Source organism: Streptomyces sp. NPDC050535, assembly GCF_044457665.1.
In the GTDB taxonomy this organism is placed as follows: Bacteria; Actinomycetota; Actinomycetes; order Streptomycetales; family Streptomycetaceae; genus Streptomyces.
In genome coordinates, this window is sequence record NZ_JBITHE010000002.1 from 320,702 (window position 1) to 341,218 (window position 20,517).

Here is a 20,517-nt window from a genome sequence, read left to right on the forward strand (position 1 = left end):
ACTGGAACGGGCCAGGGGTCGTTGAACGAGCAACGGCCCCGGCCCGCGAGACGGGAACGGCCTCGGACCGGAGGGGACCGGTCCGAATACAGTCATCGCCTCCGTACCGCCTAGCCGCGTAAGACGGGGGACCTGAGGGGGACGAAGAAGGCATGGCCAATTTCTCGAAGTCGAACGTGCCGCAGTTCTCGGTCGACGTCTACCAGAACGAGTACCTGCCCGACGGCGCCCGCGAGGTCAACGCGATCGTCACGGTGAGCTCGACGGGCGGCGGCACCATCGGAAGCGCGGTAGCCGCGCCCCACCTGTACACCGCCGGGCAGGGCCCGGACGCGGCCGTGGCGATCATGGTCGACTGTTCGGGCTCGATGGACTACCCGCCGACCAAGATGCGCAACGCCCGTGACGCGACGGCCGCCGCGATCGACACGGTCCGCGACGGCGTGCACTTCGCGGTGATCGGCGGCACGCACATCGCCAGGGAGGTCTATCCGGGCGGCGGCCGGCTCGCGGTCGCCGACGCGGCCACCCGCGACCAGGCGAAGCAGGCGCTGCGCAAACTGAGCGCGGGCGGCGGTACCGCGATCGGCACCTGGCTGCGCCTCGCCGACCGCCTGCTGTCCTCGGCGGACGTCTCGATCCGGCACGGCATCCTGCTCACCGACGGCCGCAACGAACACGAGTCGCCCGAGGACCTGAAGGCCGCCCTGGACTCCTGCACCGGACGCTTCACCTGTGACGCGCGCGGTGTCGGTACGGACTGGGAGGTCAAGGAGGTCACGAGCATCGCCTCGGCGATGCTCGGCACCGCCGACATCGTCGCCGACCCGGCCGCCCTCGCCGCCGACTTCACGCACATGATGGAGACGGCCATGGGCAAGGAGGTCGCGGACGTCGCGCTGCGGCTGTGGACGCCCGTCGGTACGGAGATCAAGTTCGTCAAGCAGGTCGCCCCCACGGTCGAGGAGCTGACCGGCCGCCGCACCGAGGCGGGTCCGCGTGCCGGGGACTACCCCACCGGTTCCTGGGGCGACGAGTCGCGTGACTACCACGTGTGCGTGCAGGTGCCATCGGCCGCCCTCGGCCAGGAGATGCTGGCCGCCCGGGTCTCGCTGGTGATCCCGCAGAGCGACGGAAGCGTGCAGAACCTCGGCGCGCAGGGGCTCGTACGGGCGGTGTGGACCGATGACATGGCGGCCTCCACGTCGATCAATCCGCAGGTCGCGCACTACACGGGTCAGGCGGAACTGGCACAAGTCATCCAACAGGGTTTGGACGCCCGCAAAGCGGGAGATGTCGACGGGGCAACGGCCAAGCTGGGCCGCGCCGTTCAGCTCGCCAGCTCTTCCGGCAACGCCGATACTGCGAAACTGCTTTCGAAGGTGGTGGACGTGGTCGACGCCGCGGCAGGTACTGTGCGATTGAAGGCAAGGGTCGAGGAAGCAGACGAAATGACCCTTGAGACACGGTCCACAAAGACTGTTCGTGTAAAGAAGTAAGCGAGCCCGGCTCCCCCAGGAGCCGGAGTAACCCGGCCGAACCGGCCGGAAAAGGAGAGGGGGAAGCGCCGACATGCCGACCTGCCCGAACGGACACCAGTCGGGTTCCGACGACTGGTGCGAGGTCTGCGGTCACCGCATGGCCGGTGCCGTGCCCCCGCCCTCTCCCCCACCGCCCGCCGCCGGGTACGGCTATCCGCCGCCGCCCGGCCCCGGCGGGCGTGGCCATCTCGCGGCCGTGCCCGACTCCGCTCCGGAGCTCTGCCCGCAGTGCCGGACGCCCCGCGAGGGCGCCGCGCCGTTCTGCGAGCAGTGCCGGTGGAACTTCCTGACCAACACGGCGACCTCGTACACACCCGCCGCTCCCCGTCCGCAGGCGCCCCTGCCGGGGAGTCCCGGCGGTCCGGGGGGCCCCGGAGTCCCTGGTGGGCCGAATCCGGCGCAGAGGTTCCAGCAGGGGCCTCCCACCGGCCCCGGCCCCGGCCCCGGCCCCGGTCAGGATCCGTTCGACTACCAGAGCTCGCGGCCCTCGCAGATGAACCGTCCCGCCGAACCGATTCCGCCGGGTCCGCCCGCCCCGTACGGCGGCGGCCCCTCGCCCTTCGGCGACCCCTCGCGTCCGGTCCCGCCGCCCCCCGGGCCCACGCCCGGCGGCCCCGGCGCCCAGCAGGCCTACACCCAGCAGCCTGCGGCGCCCGCGTACCCCCAGACCACCCAGCCGCCGCCCGGTCAGGGCTTCGGCGGTGACGACGACTGGGTGATCTCCCCGCCGTCGGCGGGCAGCCCCGGCGGCCCCGGCACGCAGCCCGGCCCCGGTGCGCCCCAGGGCGGCTACGGCTATCCGCGGCCCGGCGCGACCCAGGCGCCGCCCGGCCCGGGCGCCCGCCCGCCCTACCAGCAGCAGCCGCTGTCGTGGACCGTGACGATCGGTCCCGACCGCGAGTACTTCATGGCGATGATGCAGCGCTCGGGGCCCGAGGCCGCGGGCCTGAACCTGCCCGCGTACTCGCCGGAGCAGCAGCGCCCGCTCACCGGCAACCAGATGACGATCGGCCGCCGCCGGCACTCCACCGGTGAGTCCCCCGACATCGACCTGTCGGTGCCCCCGGAGGACCCCGGCGTCTCGCACCAGCACGCGGTCCTGGTCCAGCAGCCGGACAGCAGCTGGGCGGTCGTCGACCAGAACTCGACGAACGGCACCACGGTCAATGGCGGCGAGGAGCCCATCCAGCCCTTCGTGCCGGTGCCGCTCCAGGACGGCGACCGGGTGCACGTGGGCGCCTGGACGACGATCACCGTCCGGCGCGGCTGACCGGGGGCGTCACGGCAGCGGCCAGGCGTACGGCCCCTCGGGGTCGTCCAGCCAGGCCCACACGCGCTCGCCGCTGACCGTGATCCCGTACCGCTCGCGCACCGGCCGCCCCTCGCGTTCCCACAGGGCGTACGCCTCGTGCGGCTCCAGGGTGCCCGCCGTCAGGGTCAGCAGGAACCGGAACAGGTCGTCGCTCCTGACCCGGGGCGGCAGCCCGCCCAGGTGCGGCGGCTCCTGCTCGGGCCGGGTGCCGCCGCCGCGCAGCGGCACGAAGTAGGCGGCGGTGTGCAGGAAGCGCCCTTCGGCGTGCGCACGGTCCCGCACCCGCAGCGCGATCAGGCCGGTGGCCAGCGGCGCGAGGATCCGGGCGCCGGGGGTGCACTGGGGCAGCCAGCCGTGCGGGACCGAGGTCAGCGTGCAGGTGGCGATGATCCGGTCGAAGGGAGCGCGCTCGGGGACTCCGCGGGCGCCGTCGCCGGTGACGACGGCCGGGTGGTGTCCGGCGGCGGCCAGGTGGCGGCGGGCGGACTCGGTGATCTCCGGGTCGAGGTCGACCGTGGTCACCAGCGCGTCGCCGAGCCGGTGGGCGAGCAGAGCCGCGTTGTACCCGGTCCCGGCGCCGATCTCCAGCACGGCGTTCCCGTCCGCCACCGCCAGCTCGGTCAGCATCTTCGCCATCAGCGACGGCTGGCTGCTGGAGGAGAGCAGTTCGCCGTCCCGTACCCGGGTGGCCAGCGGCGCGTCCGCGTACGCGCCCCGCAGCCACTGTTCCCTGTTCCGCGGGTCGGGGTCCCCGCCCCACAGGCGCTCGAAGCCGCCGACGGCTCCGACGGTTCCGACGTAGTAGTACGGCACGAAGAGATGGCGCGGCACCGCCTCGAACGCCTCCCGCCAGACCGGATCGCGCTCCCAGGCCCCACTGCTGTCGATCTCACGCACCAGCCCCGCCCGCGCCGCCCTGGCGAGGTCGTCGGGTTCTTGGTCGAGAGCGTGCGCGCTCATACCTCCACTGTGCTGCGGGAGCGGCCGGGAGGCGAGTGGCGGACCGGCCTCGGTGGGTGGACCTAAGCCTTGAGTCCTCGGTCACCCCGTCTGAGACCATGGACAGGTGAACGAGATTCGGCGCGGCACACTTCAGGAGCAGACCTTCTACGAGCAGGTCGGCGGGGAGGAGACGTTCCGCCGCCTCGTGCACCGGTTCTACGAGGGGGTCGCCGGGGATCCGGAACTGCGGGCGATGTATCCCGAGGAGGACCTGGGTCCGGCGGAGGAGCGCTTCACGCTGTTCCTGATCCAGTACTGGGGCGGCCCGACGACGTACAGCGAGAACCGCGGCCACCCCCGGCTGCGGATGCGGCACGCGCCCTTCGCCGTCGACCAGGCCGCGCACGACGCCTGGCTGAGGCACATGCGCGTCGCCGTCGACGAGCTCGGCCTCTCCGAGGAGCACGAGCACACGCTGTGGAACTACCTGACTTACGCGGCGGCTTCGATGGTGAACACGGCCGGCTGACCCGCGGGGCGGCCTCGGAGTTCAGCGGACGCTGACGTCCAGGGCGCCGAGTCCCGCCCGGCGTACGGCGATCGACCCGAACGGGGTGCGCAGCCGCAGCCACGCGCCCGACGAGTACAGCCCCAACGCGCTGTCTTCCCGGGCGACTTGAGCGCCGGGGCGGAGGAATCCCAGGGACTGCGCCGCGTGCGCGGCCCGTACCGGCAGGCCCGTGTCACCGATCGGCCGGGACCAGATCTCCCGCCCGATCCCGTCGAGTTCGGCCCGGGTACGCCGCTCGACCGCCAACTCCTGCGTGCGGGACCGGAATTCGGCCACCGCCGCGCTCACCATCGCCCGTACGGCGTCCGGCGCGGGCAGCCCCGGCTCCTGACGCCAGCCGCGGCGGGGCGGCAGCACCCCGGCCCACGGTGGGCCCGTGACGGCTCCGGGGACGGCCGCCGTGGCCGCCGACTCGTCGACGGACTCCAGGAGTTCACCGACGGAGACGGTCACGTCGAGCCCGTTCTCGTACGGCTTGGCGAGGCGCGCCGTACGGATGGCGAGGACCTCGAAGGACGGCGGGCGCCCGAAGACCGCGAGCGTGCTGCCGGACGCCTGGAGGCGTACGGCGGCCGCGCGGTCGTAGTGGATCAGCCGGGCGAGGAAGGCGGCGAGGTCCGCCGCCTCCCCCTCGTCGGCGAGGTACAGCAGGGCCGTCATGCGGCGACGGCCTCGTCCTTGTCGTCGCGGTACTCCGCGAGGAACTCCCGTTCCTCGGCGGTGAGTCGGCGCGGCCGCTGGGCCTCGAAGTCGAACGGCACTATCACCGTCGAGGCCCGGACGTAGACCTGGTCCGGGTCCTTGACCTCGTAGGTGATCGTGAAGGAAGCCGCCCGGATCTCCGTGATCCACAGCTCGATGTCCACCGGCGTGTGCCGGTGGACCAACTGCCGCTTGTAGTCGATCTCGTGGCGCGCCACCACCGACCCCTGCTTGAAGTCCTTCTCCGGGCGGAACAGGAAATCGATGCGCGCCTCCTCCAGATAGCGGAGGAAGACCACGTTGTTGATGTGGCCGTACGCGTCCATGTCCGCCCAGCGCAGCGGGCAGCGGTAGATGTGCCGCAAGGTCAGCCCCGGGTCAGCTTCTTGTAGGTGGCACGGTGCGGGCGCGCCGCGTCCGCACCGAGTCGCTCGATCTTGTTCTTCTCGTACGACTCGAAGTTGCCCTCGAACCAGTACCACTTGGACTCGCCCTCGTACGCGAGGATGTGCGTCGCGACCCGGTCCAGGAACCAGCGGTCGTGGGAGATGACCACGGCCGCACCGGGGAACTCGAGCAGCGCGTTCTCGAGCGAGGACAGGGTCTCCACGTCGAGGTCGTTCGTGGGCTCGTCGAGGAGCAGCAGGTTGCCGCCCTCCTTGAGGGTCAGCGCCAGGTTCAGGCGGTTGCGCTCACCGCCGGAGAGCACACCGGCGGGCTTCTGCTGGTCCGGGCCCTTGAAGCCGAATGCGGACACGTAGGCCCGCGACGGCATCTCGACCTGACCGACGTTGATGTAGTCGAGCTCGTCGGAGACGACGGCCCACAGCGACTTCTTGGGGTCGATGTTGGCGCGGCTCTGGTCGACGTAACTGATCTTGACCGTGTCGCCGACCTTGATCGCACCGGTGTCCGGGGTCTCAAGGCCCTGGATCATCTTGAACAGCGTGGTCTTGCCCGCGCCGTTCGGGCCGATGACGCCCACGATGCCGTTGCGCGGCAGGGTGAAGGACAGGTCGTCGATGAGGACCTTGTCGCCGAACGCCTTGGAGAGGTTCTGGACCTCGACGACGATGGAGCCGAGCCGCGGGCCCGGCGGGATCTGGATCTCCTCGAAGTCCAGCTTCCGCATCTTGTCGGCCTCGGCCGCCATCTCCTCGTAACGGGCAAGGCGCGCCTTGGACTTGGTCTGGCGGCCCTTGGCGTTGGACCGGACCCACTCCAGCTCTTCCTTGAGGCGCTTCTGCCGCTTCTCGTCCTTGCGGCCCTCGACCTTGAGGCGGGTGGACTTCTTGTCGAGGTACGTGGAGTAGTTGCCCTCGTAGGGAATCGCGCGGCCGCGGTCCAGTTCGAGGATCCACTCGGCGACGTTGTTCAGGAAGTACCGGTCGTGAGTGACGGCGACGACGGCGCCCGCGTACTTCGTGAGGTGCTGCTCCAGCCAGTTCACCGACTCGGCGTCGAGGTGGTTGGTGGGCTCGTCGAGGAGGAGCAGGTCCGGAGCCTCGATCAGCAGCTTGCAGAGGGCGACGCGGCGCTTCTCACCACCGGAGAGGTTGACGACCGGCCAGTCGCCGGGCGGGCAGCCCAGCGCGTCCATGGCCTGCTCCAGCTGGGCGTCGAGGTCCCAGGCGTTGGAGTGGTCGAGGTCGTCCTGGAGCTTGCCCATCTCCTCCATGAGCGCGTCCGAGTAGTCGGTCGCCATCAGCTCGGCGACCTCGTTGAAGCGGCTGAGCTTGCCCATGAGCTCGGCGGCGCCGTCCTGGACGTTCTCCAGGACCGTCTTGGTCTCGTCCAGCTCCGGCTCCTGCATGAGGATGCCGACGCTGAAACCGGGAGACAGGAACGCGTCGCCGTTTGACGGCTGCTCGAGGCCCGCCATGATCTTGAGAACGGTGGACTTACCGGCACCGTTCGGCCCGACCACACCGATCTTCGCTCCGGGCAGGAAGCTCAGGGTGACGTCGTCAAGAATCACCTTGTCGCCGTGCGCTTTGCGCGTCTTGCGCATGGTGTAAATGAACTCAGCCAAGAGAAACCGTCCGGACGCTTGAAATCGGCAGTGGGCAGATACATCCCATCTTGCCTGACTGCCCTGCCCGGGGGGAAACCCGTTCGGCGAGGGCTCCGTGACCTGCCCCTTCGCCGATCACGCCGACAGCCGCCCTGCCACCGCCCGTCGCCACCGCCCGACACCCCCCGGCTCCGGGCACCCCGGCCCCCTCGCTCCCCTACGTCCATCTGGCGCCGCGCCTACCGCGTGAGCCCCGCGACGATGGCCGTGAGCGTCCCCTCGATCGCCGCGTCGCGCTGGTCGACGGGCAGCAGGGCGAGCGGGCCGTCGAGGATGAGCAGGGCCAGCCCGTGGACGGTCGACCAGGCGGCGATCTCGGCCGCGGGCCGGTTCTCCGGGCGCATCCGGCCCGACGCCACGAGCGCGTCGAGCGTGTCCGCGAGGTGCACGAAGGCCGCGTACTCCGGCCGTTCCTCGGGGACTTCGAGGCCGTTGAAGTCCCCCTCCCTCCTCTCCTCCATCGGCGTCCGGCAGAAGGCGGTGCGGTAGAGGCCGGGATGTTCGATCGCGAACCTCACGTATCCGCGGCCGATCGCCACCGCCCGGCGGACCGCCTCCTCGCCCGGATCGTCGAGCGCCGGCAGAACACGTACGGCCTCGAGCATCGAGTCGGCGAGCGACTGCTGGCCCCGGATCTTCACCGCCTCCAGGAGGTCCCCCTGCCCGCTGAAGTGGCGGTACGCGGCGGTGGGCGACACGCCGACACTGCGGGCCGCCTCACGCAGGACGACACGCTCGGGGCCGCCTTCCGCGGCGAGTTCGAGGGCGACCTCGATCAGCGCGTTGCGCAGGTCGCCGTGGTGGTAGCGGGACTTGCCGCCGGTGATCGGTTCCATGACACCATCCTGCCCGAAGTTGACGCCGTTAACATTATGTGCCACCGTCCATGTTAACGACGTAAACATCCAGAGGTGATGACCGTGTACGACCGAATTACGGAGCTGGCCCTCCGCCGGGGGCGGCTCGTACTGATACTTACCGCGGTGGCCGTGATCGCCATGGGAGCCATCGGCTTCGGGGCGTTCGGCAAGCTCCTGGGCGGTGGCTTCGAGGACCCGAACGCGCCCTCGACCCGCGCCGAGAAGCTCATCGACGAGAAGTTCGGCGGTGAGAGCAACCTGGTCCTGCTGGTCCGGCCCGACGGCGGCGCGATCGACTCCCCCGCCGCCGAACGAGCGGGAAGCGCCCTCACCTCGGACCTCAAGGACGAGCCGACGGTGGCGAACGTCGTCTCGTACTGGGACACCGACGCCTCCTCACTGACCTCCCGTGACGGGAACGCGGCCCTGATACTGGCCCACATCGAGGGCGACGAGACCGAGCGGGCCGACAACGCCACCGCGATCATCGACGAGTACACCGGCGACCGGAACGGCCTGACCGTGCGGGCCGGCGGAGAGGCCGCGGTCGGCAAGGACGTGACCAACCAGGTCGCCAAGGACCTCGCGGTGGCCGAGGCGATCGCCGTGCCACTGATCCTCATCCTGCTGGTGATCGCCTTCGGCAGTGTCGTCGCGGCACTGATCCCCCTGGTCATCGGGCTGATCGCGATCGTCGGCACGTTCGCCGAGCTGTACGTCCTCGGGAGCCTCACCGACGTCTCGGTGTTCTCCATCAACCTCACCACCGCTCTCGGCCTGGGTCTCGGCATCGACTACGCCCTCCTCATGATCAGCCGGTTCCGCGAGCATCTCGCGGAGGGCGCGGACGTCCCCGAAGCGCTCCGGCACACCGTGCGCACCGCCGGCCGGACCATCACCTTCGCCGCGGCGACCGTCGCCATCGCGCTCGCCGCGCTGCTGGTCTTCCCGCAGTACTTCCTCCGCTCGTTCGCCTACGCGGGGATCGGCGTCGTCGCCATCGCGGCCTTCAGCGCCCTGCTGGTCGTACCGGCGCTCCTCGCCGTGCTCGGCCACCGGGTGAACAACGGCCGGCTGCCCTGGGCGGACACCGTACGCAGCGCCGAGGCGCCGTTCTGGGGCCGGCTGGCCCGTACGGTCATGCGCAGGCCCGCCCTGACCGCGCTGCCGGTACTCGCGATCCTGCTGCTCGCCGCGAGCCCGCTGCTCGGCGTCACCTTCGGCACGCCGGACGAGCGGGTGCTGCCGGAGAGCGCGCAGAGCAGGCAGGTCGCCACCTCGGTGCAGGACGACTTCACCGGCAGCGACGAGTCCGCGGTGCAGATCGTCACGACCGGGCCCGCGTCCCGGGCCGGACTCAGCACGTACGCCACCGACCTGTCCCGGCTCGACGGCACGACCCGCGTGGAGACCTCCGCCGGCACCTTCACCGACGGCCGGTCCACCCCGCCGGGCCCGGCAGCCGCCGCGCTCGGCCGGCCGGACGCCCAGCGGATCACCGTCGTCAGCGACCTCACCCCCAAGTCGGACGAGGCGCAGACCCTGGTCGAGGAGGTACGGGCGGTGGATCCGCCCGCCGGGACCGAGACCCTGGTCGGCGGCACCGACGCGCGGCTCGTCGACTCCCGGGACTCGATCGCCGACCGACTCCCGTACGCCATCGGCCTGGTGGCGGGCACCACGTTCATCATCCTGTTCCTCTTCACCGGCAGTGTGGTGCAGCCGCTGCGTGCCCTGGTCCTCAACGGCATCAGCCTCAGCGCGGCCATCGGCGTCATGGTGTGGATCTTCCAGGACGGGCATCTGTCCTCCCTGCTCGGCTTCACGCCCCAGCCGATGGACACCTCGATGACCGTGCTGATGTTCTGCATCGCCTTCGGCCTGTCCATGGACTACGAGGTCTTCGTGACCAGCCGGATCAAGGAACTGCACGACGTGGGCGCCGACACGGAGACCGCCGTCACCAGCGGGCTCTCCCACACCGGCCGCATCGTGACCATGGCGGCGGGCCTGCTCGCGGTGAGTTTCTTCGCCTTCGGCACCGCCAATGTCAGCTTCATCCAGATGTTCGGGCTCGGCAGCGGTCTGGCCATCCTGATCGACGCGGTGGCCGTACGCGGCGTACTCGTCCCCGCCGCCATGCGACTCCTCGGCCGCACGGCCTGGTACGCCCCGAAGCCGCTCCGCGCGGTGCACGAGCGGCTGGGCATCTCGGAGAGCGCACCTGCCGAGGAGGGACGCACACCGGCCAAGGTCTGACTCCGCTCACCCGAGACGCCCGGCCGGGCTACCCGGCCGGGCGTCTCTTTCGCGTCTTCGCGTCGGCCGGTTCGGCCGCCCAACCCTGGGATGAGCAGCGCGACTTCGGCACGCCGGTCAGCAAAATGCCCTCCCGATGGGAGGGCGGAGACTTGCGCCCCCGGCAGGACTCGAACCTGCGGCCAAGCGCTTAGAAGGCGCCTGCTCTATCCACTGAGCTACGGGGGCCGGGTGTGGTGGCCTGTGTCCTGGTGCCCGGGTGTGGGCTGATCCCTGACCTTGCCGGGACAAGGATAGAGCTCCTGAATCCCTGTCCCTCGCGCTTCGCCTCCGTGGCTCGATGTGGAGGTTCAGTGAAGCGGTCCTGATAATCGCAGGTGGGTACGAATCGTGCACCGCTTTTGACGTCTCCCGCATCGGGTGTTGTGCACTCGTTATGCCTGCGCCCCAGTCATCCCTTCCGCCCCGTATGCCCCTGTCGGCGCGCAGACATACCCATATGCTTCAGAAAGCCGCCAAAATTGGGCATTCTTCGCATGTGGTGACCTTGGACGTACGGCCTCAGCTGCTCGACGCACTCTCCGCCCTGCGCGACCGTGTCGCCGCCGCACGCTTCCCGCTGCCCCTGGCGGGGGCGCCACGCGCGCGCGCCAACCGCGACGAACTACTCGCACAGCTCGACGATTATCTGGTGCCCCGGTTGAGAGAACCCGAAGCACCCCTCCTCGCCGTCATCGGAGGTTCGACCGGCGCCGGGAAGTCCACGCTGGTCAACTCCCTTGTGGGGCGCCGGGTCAGCGAGGCGGGCGTGCTCCGGCCGACGACCCGAACGCCGGTGCTGGTGTGCCACCCGGAGGACCACCACTGGTTCAGCGGGATGCGCGTGCTGCCCGACCTCACGCGCGTGTGGGTGCCCCATCAGGAGCCCGGCGACGACCTGCCCACGCTCGGCGAGCGCGGCGAACGGGTGCTGCGGATCGAGACCGCGGACACCCTCCCCCGCGGCCTCGCCCTCCTGGACGCGCCCGACATCGACTCCCTCGTCGCCGACCACCGGGTACTCGCCGCCGAGCTGATCTGCTCGGCCGACATCTGGGTCATGGTCACCACCGCCGCCCGGTACGCCGACGCCGTGCCGTGGCATCTGCTGCGTACGGCCAAGGAGCACAAGGCGACCCTGGTCACCGTGCTCGACCGGGTGCCCCACCAGGTGGTGTCCGAGGTCTCGCGGCAGTACGGCGCCCTGCTCACCAAGGCCGGCCTCGGCGAGGTGCCGCGCTTCACGGTGCCCGAACTGCCCGAGTCCGCCTGGGGCGGCGGCCTGCTGCCCGCCAGCGCCGTCGCTCCCCTGCGTACGTGGCTCGCGCACCAGGTGGAGGACCAGGGAGCCCGGCACGAGGCGATGGCCCGTACCGCGTACGGGGTCCTCGACTCGCTGAAGTCACGGATGCCCGAGCTGGCCAGTGCGGCCGCCGCGCAGTACGCCGCCGCGCTGCGGCTCACCGCGGCCGTCGACGGGGCGTACGACAGCGAGCACGCGCGCGTGAGGGGGCGCCTGCAGGCCGGGGCCGTGCTCTCCGGGGACGCGCTCAAGCGGTGGCGCGCCTATCCGCTCGACTGCACGGCGGGCGAGCTGCTCGACGCGCTCGTCGAGAGCCTCGGCTCGCTGCTGCTGTGCTCCGTGACGGCCGCCGACGAGCGCGTGGACGAGGCCTGGCGGCGTGAACCGGCCGCGGGCGCGCCGGGGCTGACCGACCGTGATCCGACGCTGGAGAGCGCCGAGCACCGGATCGGGATGGCCGTACGACGGTGGCGGCGGATGCTCGAGGAGTACGCCGAGGAGGAGGTGCGCGACCTCGAGAGGAGCGCCGCGCAGGACGCGGAGGTGGTCGCCGCGCTGGTCGCCACCACGCTGCTGGGCGGCCGCAGGGCGCGGTCGGCCGGTGAGGGGCTCGCCGAGCGGATCGGGGCCCACAGTGCCCTACGGCTGCGCGACCGCGGCGGACGGCTGCTCACCGACTACCTCGACAAGGCCCTGCACACCGAACGCGAACGCCGGCTCGCCCCGCTCGACGCACTCGACGTACATCCAGAACCCCAGGCCGAACTCATCGCCGCGCTGTCCGTACTGCAGAAGGAGAGGTGACCGCGGTGACTGCCGTCACTGACCGCACGGATCACGCCGACCGCCCCGACCAGCCCGGGGAGGACCACGTCGAAAACGCCTCCCCCGAGGAGGGCGCATCCGAAAAGGACCTCCCCGGGAACGCCGGTTCCAAGGACGAGGAGAAGAACGAGAGCAAGGGCAAGGCCGAGGAGAACACCGGCGACGGCGCGCGCTCCGAGGAGAAGGCCCCCTCCGGAGACGTCCACGCGCGCGTGGAGCGGCAGGAAACGGGACAGAGGCGCGTGGAACGTCAAGAAGCGGGCCACGCGCGCGTGAAGGCCGAAGACCCCTCCGCACGCGCGGAGGACGGCCCCGCCTGGGACGACGGACTGATCGCCCGGCGCGTGTCCGAGACGGCCGAAGCTCACGCGGCGCCGGTGGTCGAGGCCAAGCCTCCGGTACAGGCCCCGCCGGCCCCTCTCGCGTACGACGGAGCGCTGCGCTCACGCCTCGACGCGCTGCGCGAACTGGTGGGGCTGTCCCGCACCCGGCTCGACAGCAGGACGCTCGCCGAGGCGGGCCAGGTCCTCGACGAGGCGGCGGCGCGGCGCAGGCTCTCCGGCCAGCACACCGTCGTCGCGATCGCCGGGGCCACCGGGAGCGGCAAGTCGCAGCTCTTCAACGCGCTCGCCGGGGTGGCCATTTCGGAGACCGGTGTCCGCAGGCCGACGACCGCGGCACCCATCGCGTGCAGCTGGAGCGACGGCGCGGCCACGCTCATCGACCGGCTCGGCATCCCCGGAAGGCTGCGCAGACGCCCGATGCAGAGCCCGGAGGCCGAGGCGCAACTGCGCGGCCTCGTCCTGGTCGACCTGCCCGACCACGACTCCGCGGCGGTCCAGCACCGCGAACAGGTGGACCGCATCCTGGCGCTCGTCGACGCGGTCATCTGGGTGGTGGACCCGGAGAAGTACGCGGACGCCATCATCCATGAGCGCTATCTGCGGCCCATGGCGGGGCACGCGGAGGTCACCTTCGTCGTCCTCAACCAGGTGGACCGGTTGCCCGGTGAGGCCGCCGACCAGGTCCTCGACGATCTGCGGCGGCTCCTCGACGAGGACGGGATCGCGCTCGGCGAGTACGGCGAACCGGGCGCGACCGTGCTCGCGCTGTCGGCCCTGACCGGGGACGGCGTCGGCGAACTGCGCGAGTCGCTCGGCCAGTTCGTGGGCGAGCGGGGCGCCGCCGCCCGCCGGATCTCGGCCGACGTGGACGCCGCCGCGGCGCGGCTGCGGCCGGTCTACTCGACCGGGCGGCGGGCCGGCCTCAGCGAGGAGGCGCGCGACGAGTTCGCGGCCAGGCTCGCGGACGCCGTGGGCGCTGTCGCGGCCGGCGACGCGGCCGAGCGCGCGTGGCGCCGCAACGCCAACCGCGCCTGCGGCACGCCCTGGCTGCGGCTGTGGCGCTGGTACGAGGACCGGCGCGAGCCCCCGACCGGACGCCTGACGGTACGGGCGCCCGAGGACGAGGAGGCCACCGCACGCCAGCGCGTCGAGCAGGCCGTACGGACGGTCGCGGACCGGGCGGCGTACGGACTGCCCGCTCCCTGGGCGCAGGCGGTCCGCGAGGCGGCCACGCGGGGGGCGCAGGGGCTGCCCGAGGCACTGGACGAGATGGCGGTGCGCGCCACCTCGCCGGTGGGCCGGCCGCCGCGGCCCGGCTGGTGGCCGGTCGCCGTGTTCGCGCAGGCCTCGATGACGATCCTTCAGATCATCGGCGGGCTGTGGCTGCTGGGGCAGATCATCGGCATCACCTCGCCGAACCTCGGGGTGCCGGTGCTGCTGATGGTGACGGGCATCATCGGTGGCCCGGCCGTCGAGTGGAGCAGCAGGATGGCCGCGCGCGGACCCGCCCGGCGCTACGGGCTCGAAGCGGAACGGCGGCTGCGGGAGGCCGCCGCGGGGTGCGGAAGGGCACGGGTGCTCGATCCGGTGGCGGCGGAGCTGCTGCGCTACCGAGAGGTCCGGGAGCAGTACGTGCGGGTTCTGGGTGCGGCGGCGCCCGTCGGCTGACACGGCACGACCGCGTGCGCTCGGTGCGGCACCACCCCGCCGGGTGACGCGGTTGTCCACAACCGGCCGGCGGCACACAGCTCTCAGCGGGCCCGGCCCGGCGAAGGCAGTCTGAACTCGCGGCGATCGCAGCGCATGCGGTCGCCGCGACAGACGCGACAGACGCGGCAGACGCGGCAGACGCATTCGTACGGGAGAGGGGTTCGGGGATGAACGAGACGACGGTGTGCGCGGTGGGCAACGTGGCGACGCCACCTGTGTACCGGGAGCTGGCCAACGGGGCGTCGGCGAGGTTCCGGCTGGCGGTGACGGCGCGGTACTGGGACCGCGAGAAGAGCGCGTGGACGGACGGACACACCAACTTCTTCACGGTGTGGGCCAATCGGGCGCTCGCCACGAACGTGGGGGCGTCGGTGTCGGTGGGCGATCCCGTCATCGTGCAGGGCAGGTTGAAGGTGCGCACCGAACAACGCGACGGCCAGAGCTGGACGTCGGCGGACATCGACGCGGTGGCGATCGGCCACGACCTCTCACGCGGTACGTCGGCCTTCCGGCGTGCCTCCAAGGGGGACACCGGATCGACTCCGGCCTCCCAGCCGGAACCCAGTTGGGAAACGGAGCCAGAGACTCGGCCCGAACCGGCCGGAGTGACGTAACGCCAGGGCACAAGTGGCCTGACCGAACTGCGGCTTATCGACAAGTACATCCGAGCAGTTCTCGTGGATTTGTCGATAAGCGCAGCTCACAGGCGTGTTGGGCGATAACGATTCCGAGTCGGATCGGTTATCGGATGACATGACTGGGGAGTGTGGTGCGCCGCGTCCCTAGGATGCCCGACATAGCCAGTGGATCACGAGGCTTCTGATTCTGCCGGCGGGACCGTCCCCCCATGTCAACGGGTCCTGCCCGAAAGGGATTCTGTGTTTTCTTCGTTCTCAGCGTTGTCCGCGCGCAGGCGAGGGGCCGCCCGCCTCGCCGCCGCGACGTTGGTGTCAGGGCTCGTCGCCGCGGGGGCGCTGGCCACCGCAGGTGCGGCCGTCGCCGACGAGACGCCGCGGAACCAGGGTGGGGCGACGGCCACCATAGGCGGACTGAAGACCTACGGGTCCGCCGTCATACATGACAACGGCGAGGACCAGCCGGTGTCCGCGGGCCTGTTCGAGATGTCCGTGGACAACGGCGGCACCCTCCAGACCTACTGCGTCGACCTGTACAACCCGACGCAGAAGGACGCCAAGTACCAGGAGACCGCCTGGAGCGGCACCTCGCTGAACGGCAACGCGGACGCGGGCAGGATCCGCTGGATCCTGCAGAACTCCTATCCGCAGGTGAACAACCTGGCGGCGCTGGCCGAGAAGGCCGGGGCCGACGGTCTCACCGAGCAGGACGCGGCGGCCGGCACCCAGGTGGCCATCTGGCGGTACTCGGACGACGCCGACGTGGACGCGGTGGACCCGCGGGCCGAGAAGCTCGCGGACTACCTGGAGAAGAACGCGCGGAACCTGGCGGAACCCGCGGCCTCGCTGACCCTCGACTCGCCCGCGGTCTCCGGTCACGCCGGCGAGAAGCTCGGCCCGGTCACGGTGCACACCAACGCGGACAGCGTGACGGTGACGCCTCCGGCGGACGCCGCCACCAGCGGGGTGAAGATCGTGGACGAGGACGGCAAGGAGCTCACCTCCGCGACCGACGGAAGCCGGCTCTACTTCGACGTGCCGACGGACAGCGCGGACGGCTCGGCCTCACTGACCGTGCAGGCTTCGACGACCGTGCCCGTCGGGCGCGCCTTCGCCTCGGAGACGCGCAGCCAGACCCAGATACTCGCCGGGTCCAGTGAGTCGACGGTCGCCGCGACGGCGACCGCCGACTGGGCCGAGGAGGGCGCGATACCCGCGCTGTCCGCCGAGAAGAACTGCGCCGAGGGCGGCGTGGATGTCACGGCGGCCAACACGGGCGACGAGGCGTTCACCTTCGAGCTGGTGGGCATCGAGCACACCATCCCGGCGGGCGAGTCGCGGACGGTGACGGTTCCCCTCCAGGAGGACCGGGCGTACGACTTCGTGATCAAGGGCGCGGACGGTTTCGAGAAGCGGTTCACCGGCATGCTCGACTGCGAGACACAGGGCAGTGCGAGCGAGGTCACGACCCAGACGGTGGGTGAGCCGAGCCCCGCCACGTCGGTGAGCACCTTCACCGACACCACCGACCTCGCCGCGACCGGGAGTTCCGACGCCACCCCGGTCATCGCGGGCATAGCCATCGTCCTCGTCATGGTCGGCGGCGCGACGATCGTCCTGGTCGACAAGAAGAAGACACCGGGGCAGCACTGAGGGGTACAGCACCTTGGCAACTCAACAGTGGGTGAGCGCGACAAGGTGATTCGGTGAGTTCGCGGCCCCGGCCCGCCCGTCGGGCGCCCGGGGCCGCGTCGTCCGCCCGCTCATGACGGTCCGGTCCATGGTGCGCGGGCGGCCGCACGGAAGCTGGAGCGGTGGTACACCGGTCCGCCCCGCCGACGGGAGTTGGGCCCGGCGGGGCGGCGGCCGCTCGTGGCTAGGAGCGGGAGGCGCGGGAGCGGGCCAGGGCGAACCCGGCCGCGAGCAGACCGAGGACTCCCACGACCAGGCCCGCGATGCCCAGGCCGCGAGCGGTCGAGTCACTGTTCGCGGTCGAGTTATCGGCGGCGGAAGCCGCGTCCGCATTCGAGTTCGGTGACGCCGCCCCGGAGTCGGCCGCGGTCTTGGTCGTGAGGGCCAGCACCGGCGCCGGGTTCTCCGGCTCCTCACCGCCCTGCTCGGCCTCCTCGATCCACCGGGCGACATTGCCGTCCGAGTAGGTCTGGAGCGTCTTGAAGGCCAACTGGTCGGCATCGTCCGGAAGCTGGCCGAAGGCGACGTCGAAGTCCTGGTACTCGCCGTGGCGGATCCTGCCGCCGGTCCAGGTGATCTCCGAGACGGCTTCGGTGATCGTGCCGTCGTCCGTCTTGACGGGTGTCTTCAGCTTGGTCGTGGTCACCTGCGCGGTCCAGCCCTCCTCCGGAGTGACCAGAACACCCAGGACCGGATGGTCGGTGGGCAGGAAGACCTGCACCTTCGTGGTGCTGGCGGTGTCCTCCTCGTTGGGGACCCGGAAGGTCAGAACGCCGTCCGTGGCGCCCTTGGCGTAGCTCTCGGGGTGGACGGTCACATGGGCGAAGGCCGCGCCCGCGGCGGCCAGGACCGCGGCCGAGGTGAGGCCGGCGACGAGACCGGCCCGGCGCAGGGAGGTGCGTATCGGGGACATCAGGGAAGCTCCGTACTGGTGAGGATGAGGTCAGGACGTGCACACGAGCCCCGCAGGCGGCCCCCGGCGGGAGACGGCGTGCCGCAACAGCACCTGCCGGAGCGGCCGCGGTTCGGCGGCGTTCCCGCATACGAGGTTCCAGCGGGCCTGGGTGTGGGACGGCCCGGTCCGCCCCCGCCACCACGCCACGAGCCCCGGCACGAGCGTCACCGCCCGGCGCAGCAGGGACCACAGCGCGGCCTCGCCGCGCCGCAGCCACCAGGTAGCCAGGAGAGCGGCCGCGAGGTGGGCGGAGGTGGCGTGGGGCGTCATCGCGTGGTGGTGCGTCATGTGCGCCCCGTGCGTGTTCATCGCCATGCGCGGCCGCGCCGCCTCGAACCCGAGGTGCAGTCCGGCCTGCGCGGCCAGCATCGCGCCGCCGATGCCGGCCAGCGACCGCTCCCGGCCGCCCAGCAGGCAGCCGGCCGCGAAGAGGGCGAGCGCTCCGGCACCGTCCGCCCACAACGGCGGCGCTTCGCCCGTCGCCAGTCCGTGTCCCCCGACGGCCAGCAGGACGCACAGCACGGCGAACACCGCCGCGCGCAGGCTCCGTACCGCCAGGGACGCACTCATGGGTGCACAGACTGCCATGGAGAACGAGCGGCCGTCGCTGCTTCCGGAGGAGCCGCCTCCTGGGGCCCTGCCGGGGTGCCCTCCAACCGCTCGGATAGGGTCCGGTCGAGTCTGGAAGGGACCTGACATGCGACTTCGCTGTGCCGTGCTGGACGACTATCAGGACGCCGCGACCGAGATCGCCGACTGGTCACCGGTCGCCGATGACGTGGAGGTCGTCGGTTTCCCGCGGCACTTCGCCGACGAGGACGCGCTGGCCGCCGCGCTGGCCGACTTCGACATCGTCGTCACCCTGCGCGAGCGGGTGTCGTTCCCGGCTTCGCTGCTCTCCCGGCTGCCCCGGCTGAAGCTGCTGATCGCCTCCGGGATGCGCAACACGGTGATCGACTACGCGGCGGCCGAGGCGCACGGTGTGACCGTGTGCGGCACACCGAGCTCCTCGACTCCGCCGGTCGAGTTGACCTGGGCGCTGCTGCTCGGCCTCGCGCGCGGGCTCGTCACGGAGAACGAGGCGTTGCGGACGGGCGGCCCCTGGCAGAGCACCGTCGGCGCCGATCTGCACGGCCGCCGGCTCGGGCTGCTCGGGCTCGGGAAGATCGGCGGCAGGGTGGCTCAGGTGGGTCTCGCGTTCGGGATGCGGGTCAGCGCGTGGAGCCAGAACCTCACTAAGGAGCGCGCCGACGAGGTCGGTGTGGAGCAGGCCGCCACCAAGGAGGAGCTGCTGGCGAGCAGCGACTTCGTCTCCGTGCACCTCGGGCTCGGCGACCGCACCCGCGGCCTGATCGGCGCCGCCGAGCTCGCCCTCCTCAAGCCGACCGCCTACCTCGTCAACACCTCACGCGCGGCGATCGTCGACCAGGACGCGCTGCTCGCCGCCCTGCGCGAGGGCCGGATCGCCGGAGCGGGCGTCGACGTGTTCGACGTCGAGCCGCTCCCCGCCGGCCATCCGATGCGCTCGGCCCCGCGCCTGCTCGCCACCCCGCACCTCGGCTATGTGTCCCGGGCCAACTACGAGGCGTACTACACCGGGGCGGTCGAGGACATCCAGGCGTTCCTCGCGGGCACACCGGTACGCCTCTTGGGCTGAGCGGCTTCCCACCGAGGCGGCGCGAGCCGGCTGATCAAGCCCGTACGCCCCCGAAACCGACAACGGGCGCCCCCGAGCCGGCCGGCTCACGCCTCCGCAGGCCGCCAGTACATCCCGTGCTGCCGCCGCAGATGCCGAAGGTCCACCAGATGTCGCCGCAGCGTCACATGGTCGACCGGCGAGTCCTCGCACCAGGAACGCAGCCTCTCGTTGACGGTCCGCTCCGGGTACTCGACGCCCGGCTCGAAGGTCCGTTCGGCGATGTGCCGGAGAACCACCAGCTTGCGCTGCCACTGGGCGGGCAGCCGCACCAGACGCCCTTCGCGCACGAAGGTCCGCAGGACCTCCTCGGTGCGCTCGTCCCCCGACCCGTGGTTCTCGGCGGAGGATGCCCGCGCGGAACGGGCGAGTTCCCTGAAGCGGTCGTAGGCGACGCTCAGTCCGCCGTCGCCGCCCGCGGCGATCGCGCCCTGGTCCCGGAGCCGGCGCAGCGCGACGGTCGCGTCCTTCGGAGAAAGTCCCGCCTTCTCCATGACCTTCGCGGGGGTGTCCGCGCCGAGGGCCACCGCGGCGAAGGCTCGGGCCCGGGTCTCCTCGGCGAAGAGGCCGATCAGTTGGTCGGTTGGCATGCGCGGCAGGTTACGGGAGAGCGCACCGCGAGCCGAAGCGATTTTCCACCCGCGGCCACCGCCCTCCCGGGAGGGATCCGCCGAGGAACGCCGTGGGCGGCCGTGACCAGTGGTGGGTGAACGCGTTGAAGGGTGAGTGCGGTCGCGGTCGTGCGGTCGCACTCGTCGAGTCAAAGGAGAACGTGATGTCTCGCATCGCGAAGGTAGCCGGTGTCGCTCTCGGCACGGGTGCCGTGGTGCTCAGCGGGGCCGCTATGGCCATGGCGGACGCCGGTGCTCAGGGCGAGGCCGTCGGTTCGCCCGGCGTCGTGTCGGGCAACGTCATCCAGCTCCCGATCAACGTGCCGGTCAACGTGTGCGGGAACACCATCAGCGTCATCGGTGTGCTGAACCCGGCGTTCGGCAACACCTGCGTCAACAACGGCGGCCACCACGGCCCCAGTGGCTACGGCAACTGACCCGACGCA

The 20,517-nt window shown here is 71.4% G+C and carries 18 protein-coding genes and 1 tRNA gene; 10 read left to right on the forward strand and 9 right to left on the reverse strand.

What is annotated here, in order from left to right; translation table 11 throughout:
- Positions 1-152: 152 nt before the first annotated feature.
- Positions 153-1,499, forward strand: a complete 1,347-nt coding sequence (locus tag ACIBLC_RS06390) for a VWA domain-containing protein (protein ID WP_399209568.1) — start codon at positions 153-155, stop codon at positions 1,497-1,499.
- 73 nt (positions 1,500-1,572) lie between these two features.
- Entirely contained in the window at positions 1,573-2,811 is a 1,239-nt protein-coding gene (locus tag ACIBLC_RS06395; protein ID WP_399209569.1) for an FHA domain-containing protein, read from the forward strand.
- Positions 2,812-2,820: 9 nt separating this feature from the next.
- Here the strand turns inward: ACIBLC_RS06395 and ACIBLC_RS06400 are convergent, their stop codons facing one another.
- On the reverse strand, positions 2,821-3,813 hold the full coding sequence (locus ACIBLC_RS06400; protein ID WP_399209570.1) for a methyltransferase domain-containing protein: 993 nt from the start codon (positions 3,811-3,813) through the stop codon (positions 2,821-2,823).
- A gap of 106 nt (positions 3,814-3,919) precedes the next feature.
- Between ACIBLC_RS06400 and ACIBLC_RS06405 the strand changes: the two genes are divergently transcribed.
- Positions 3,920-4,324 (forward strand): globin, encoded by a 405-nt coding sequence (locus ACIBLC_RS06405; RefSeq protein ID WP_399209571.1) that lies wholly within the window; start codon positions 3,920-3,922, stop codon positions 4,322-4,324.
- Between the two features lie 21 nt (positions 4,325-4,345).
- Here ACIBLC_RS06405 and ACIBLC_RS06410 read toward each other — a convergent pair whose 3' ends face one another.
- From ACIBLC_RS06410 to ACIBLC_RS06425, 4 genes are all read right to left on the reverse strand, one after another.
- Positions 4,346-5,026, reverse strand: coding sequence for a hypothetical protein (locus ACIBLC_RS06410; protein ID WP_399209572.1), 681 nt, complete (start codon positions 5,024-5,026; stop codon positions 4,346-4,348).
- Positions 5,023-5,433 (reverse strand): acyl-CoA thioesterase, encoded by a 411-nt coding sequence (locus ACIBLC_RS06415; protein WP_399209573.1) that lies wholly within the window; start codon positions 5,431-5,433, stop codon positions 5,023-5,025. Before ACIBLC_RS06415 ends, ACIBLC_RS06410 begins: the two co-directional genes overlap by 4 nt.
- A gap of 2 nt (positions 5,434-5,435) precedes the next feature.
- Positions 5,436-7,100 (reverse strand): energy-dependent translational throttle protein EttA, encoded by a 1,665-nt coding sequence (gene ettA / locus ACIBLC_RS06420; protein WP_399209574.1) that lies wholly within the window; start codon positions 7,098-7,100, stop codon positions 5,436-5,438.
- A 221-nt stretch (positions 7,101-7,321) separates the two neighbouring features.
- Positions 7,322-7,978 carry a TetR/AcrR family transcriptional regulator gene (locus tag ACIBLC_RS06425; RefSeq protein ID WP_399209575.1) on the reverse strand — a complete coding sequence of 219 codons (657 nt, stop codon included), beginning with the start codon at positions 7,976-7,978 and terminating at the stop codon, positions 7,322-7,324.
- Positions 7,979-8,062: 84 nt separating this feature from the next.
- On the opposite strand from ACIBLC_RS06425, the gene ACIBLC_RS06430 reads away from it, so the two are divergent.
- The gene (locus tag ACIBLC_RS06430) at positions 8,063-10,261 is read left to right on the forward strand and encodes an MMPL family transporter (protein WP_399209576.1); all 2,199 of its coding nucleotides are present in this window, start codon (positions 8,063-8,065) and stop codon (positions 10,259-10,261) included.
- A gap of 155 nt (positions 10,262-10,416) precedes the next feature.
- Here the strand turns inward: ACIBLC_RS06430 and ACIBLC_RS06435 are convergent.
- Positions 10,417-10,489 (reverse strand) — tRNA-Arg (locus ACIBLC_RS06435).
- A gap of 310 nt (positions 10,490-10,799) precedes the next feature.
- Between ACIBLC_RS06435 and ACIBLC_RS06440 the strand changes: the two genes are divergently transcribed.
- The 4 genes from ACIBLC_RS06440 to ACIBLC_RS06455 all read left to right on the forward strand — a co-directional run bounded on the left by ACIBLC_RS06440 (position 10,800) and on the right by ACIBLC_RS06455 (position 16,770).
- Positions 10,800-12,407 (forward strand): dynamin family protein, encoded by a 1,608-nt coding sequence (locus ACIBLC_RS06440; RefSeq protein WP_399209577.1) that lies wholly within the window; start codon positions 10,800-10,802, stop codon positions 12,405-12,407.
- Between the two features lie 5 nt (positions 12,408-12,412).
- Entirely contained in the window at positions 12,413-14,440 is a 2,028-nt protein-coding gene (locus tag ACIBLC_RS06445; RefSeq protein WP_399209578.1) for a GTPase, read from the forward strand.
- 209 nt (positions 14,441-14,649) lie between these two features.
- Positions 14,650-15,096, forward strand: coding sequence for a single-stranded DNA-binding protein (locus ACIBLC_RS06450; protein ID WP_399209579.1), 447 nt, complete (start codon positions 14,650-14,652; stop codon positions 15,094-15,096).
- Between the two features lie 264 nt (positions 15,097-15,360).
- On the forward strand, positions 15,361-16,770 hold the full coding sequence (locus ACIBLC_RS06455) for a TQXA domain-containing protein (RefSeq protein ID WP_399209580.1): 1,410 nt from the start codon (positions 15,361-15,363) through the stop codon (positions 16,768-16,770).
- Positions 16,771-16,993: 223 nt separating this feature from the next.
- Here ACIBLC_RS06455 and ACIBLC_RS06460 read toward each other — a convergent pair whose 3' ends face one another.
- Together ACIBLC_RS06460 and ACIBLC_RS06465 are read right to left on the reverse strand one after the other, a co-directional pair.
- Entirely contained in the window at positions 16,994-17,722 is a 729-nt protein-coding gene (locus ACIBLC_RS06460; protein ID WP_399209581.1) for a YcnI family protein, read from the reverse strand.
- A gap of 30 nt (positions 17,723-17,752) precedes the next feature.
- A complete protein-coding gene (locus ACIBLC_RS06465) occupies positions 17,753-18,334 on the reverse strand; it encodes a hypothetical protein (RefSeq protein ID WP_399209582.1) in 582 nt (193 codons plus the stop codon).
- 127 nt (positions 18,335-18,461) lie between these two features.
- Between ACIBLC_RS06465 and ACIBLC_RS06470 the strand changes: the two genes are divergently transcribed.
- The gene (locus tag ACIBLC_RS06470; RefSeq protein ID WP_399209583.1) at positions 18,462-19,421 is read left to right on the forward strand and encodes a D-2-hydroxyacid dehydrogenase family protein; all 960 of its coding nucleotides are present in this window, start codon (positions 18,462-18,464) and stop codon (positions 19,419-19,421) included.
- Between the two features lie 86 nt (positions 19,422-19,507).
- On the opposite strand, the gene ACIBLC_RS06475 is transcribed toward ACIBLC_RS06470, so the two are convergent.
- A complete protein-coding gene (locus ACIBLC_RS06475; protein ID WP_399209584.1) occupies positions 19,508-20,050 on the reverse strand; it encodes a DUF2087 domain-containing protein in 543 nt (180 codons plus the stop codon).
- A 185-nt stretch (positions 20,051-20,235) separates the two neighbouring features.
- Between ACIBLC_RS06475 and ACIBLC_RS06480 the strand changes: the two genes are divergently transcribed.
- Entirely contained in the window at positions 20,236-20,508 is a 273-nt protein-coding gene (locus tag ACIBLC_RS06480) for a chaplin (RefSeq protein ID WP_399209585.1), read from the forward strand.
- The last annotated feature ends 9 nt before the right edge of the window (positions 20,509-20,517 follow it).

Bases quoted from the DNA above. Each gene is read 5' to 3' on its own strand.
- ACIBLC_RS06390 (WP_399209568.1), top strand. From the start codon at position 153: ATGGCCAATTTCTCGAAGTCGAACGTGCCGCAGTTCTCGGTCGACGTC.
- ACIBLC_RS06395 (WP_399209569.1), top strand. From the start codon at position 1,573: ATGCCGACCTGCCCGAACGGACACCAGTCGGGTTCCGACGACTGGTGC.
- ACIBLC_RS06400 (WP_399209570.1), bottom strand. From the start codon at position 3,813: ATGAGCGCGCACGCTCTCGACCAAGAACCCGACGACCTCGCCAGGGCG.
- ACIBLC_RS06410 (WP_399209572.1), bottom strand. From the start codon at position 5,026: ATGACGGCCCTGCTGTACCTCGCCGACGAGGGGGAGGCGGCGGACCTC.
- ACIBLC_RS06425 (WP_399209575.1), bottom strand. From the start codon at position 7,978: ATGGAACCGATCACCGGCGGCAAGTCCCGCTACCACCACGGCGACCTG.
- ACIBLC_RS06450 (WP_399209579.1), top strand. From the start codon at position 14,650: ATGAACGAGACGACGGTGTGCGCGGTGGGCAACGTGGCGACGCCACCT.
- ACIBLC_RS06460 (WP_399209581.1), bottom strand. From the start codon at position 17,722: ATGTCCCCGATACGCACCTCCCTGCGCCGGGCCGGTCTCGTCGCCGGC.
- ACIBLC_RS06465 (WP_399209582.1), bottom strand. From the start codon at position 18,334: ATGAGTGCGTCCCTGGCGGTACGGAGCCTGCGCGCGGCGGTGTTCGCC.
- ACIBLC_RS06470 (WP_399209583.1), top strand. From the start codon at position 18,462: ATGCGACTTCGCTGTGCCGTGCTGGACGACTATCAGGACGCCGCGACC.
- ACIBLC_RS06475 (WP_399209584.1), bottom strand. From the start codon at position 20,050: ATGCCAACCGACCAACTGATCGGCCTCTTCGCCGAGGAGACCCGGGCC.
- ACIBLC_RS06480 (WP_399209585.1), top strand. From the start codon at position 20,236: ATGTCTCGCATCGCGAAGGTAGCCGGTGTCGCTCTCGGCACGGGTGCC.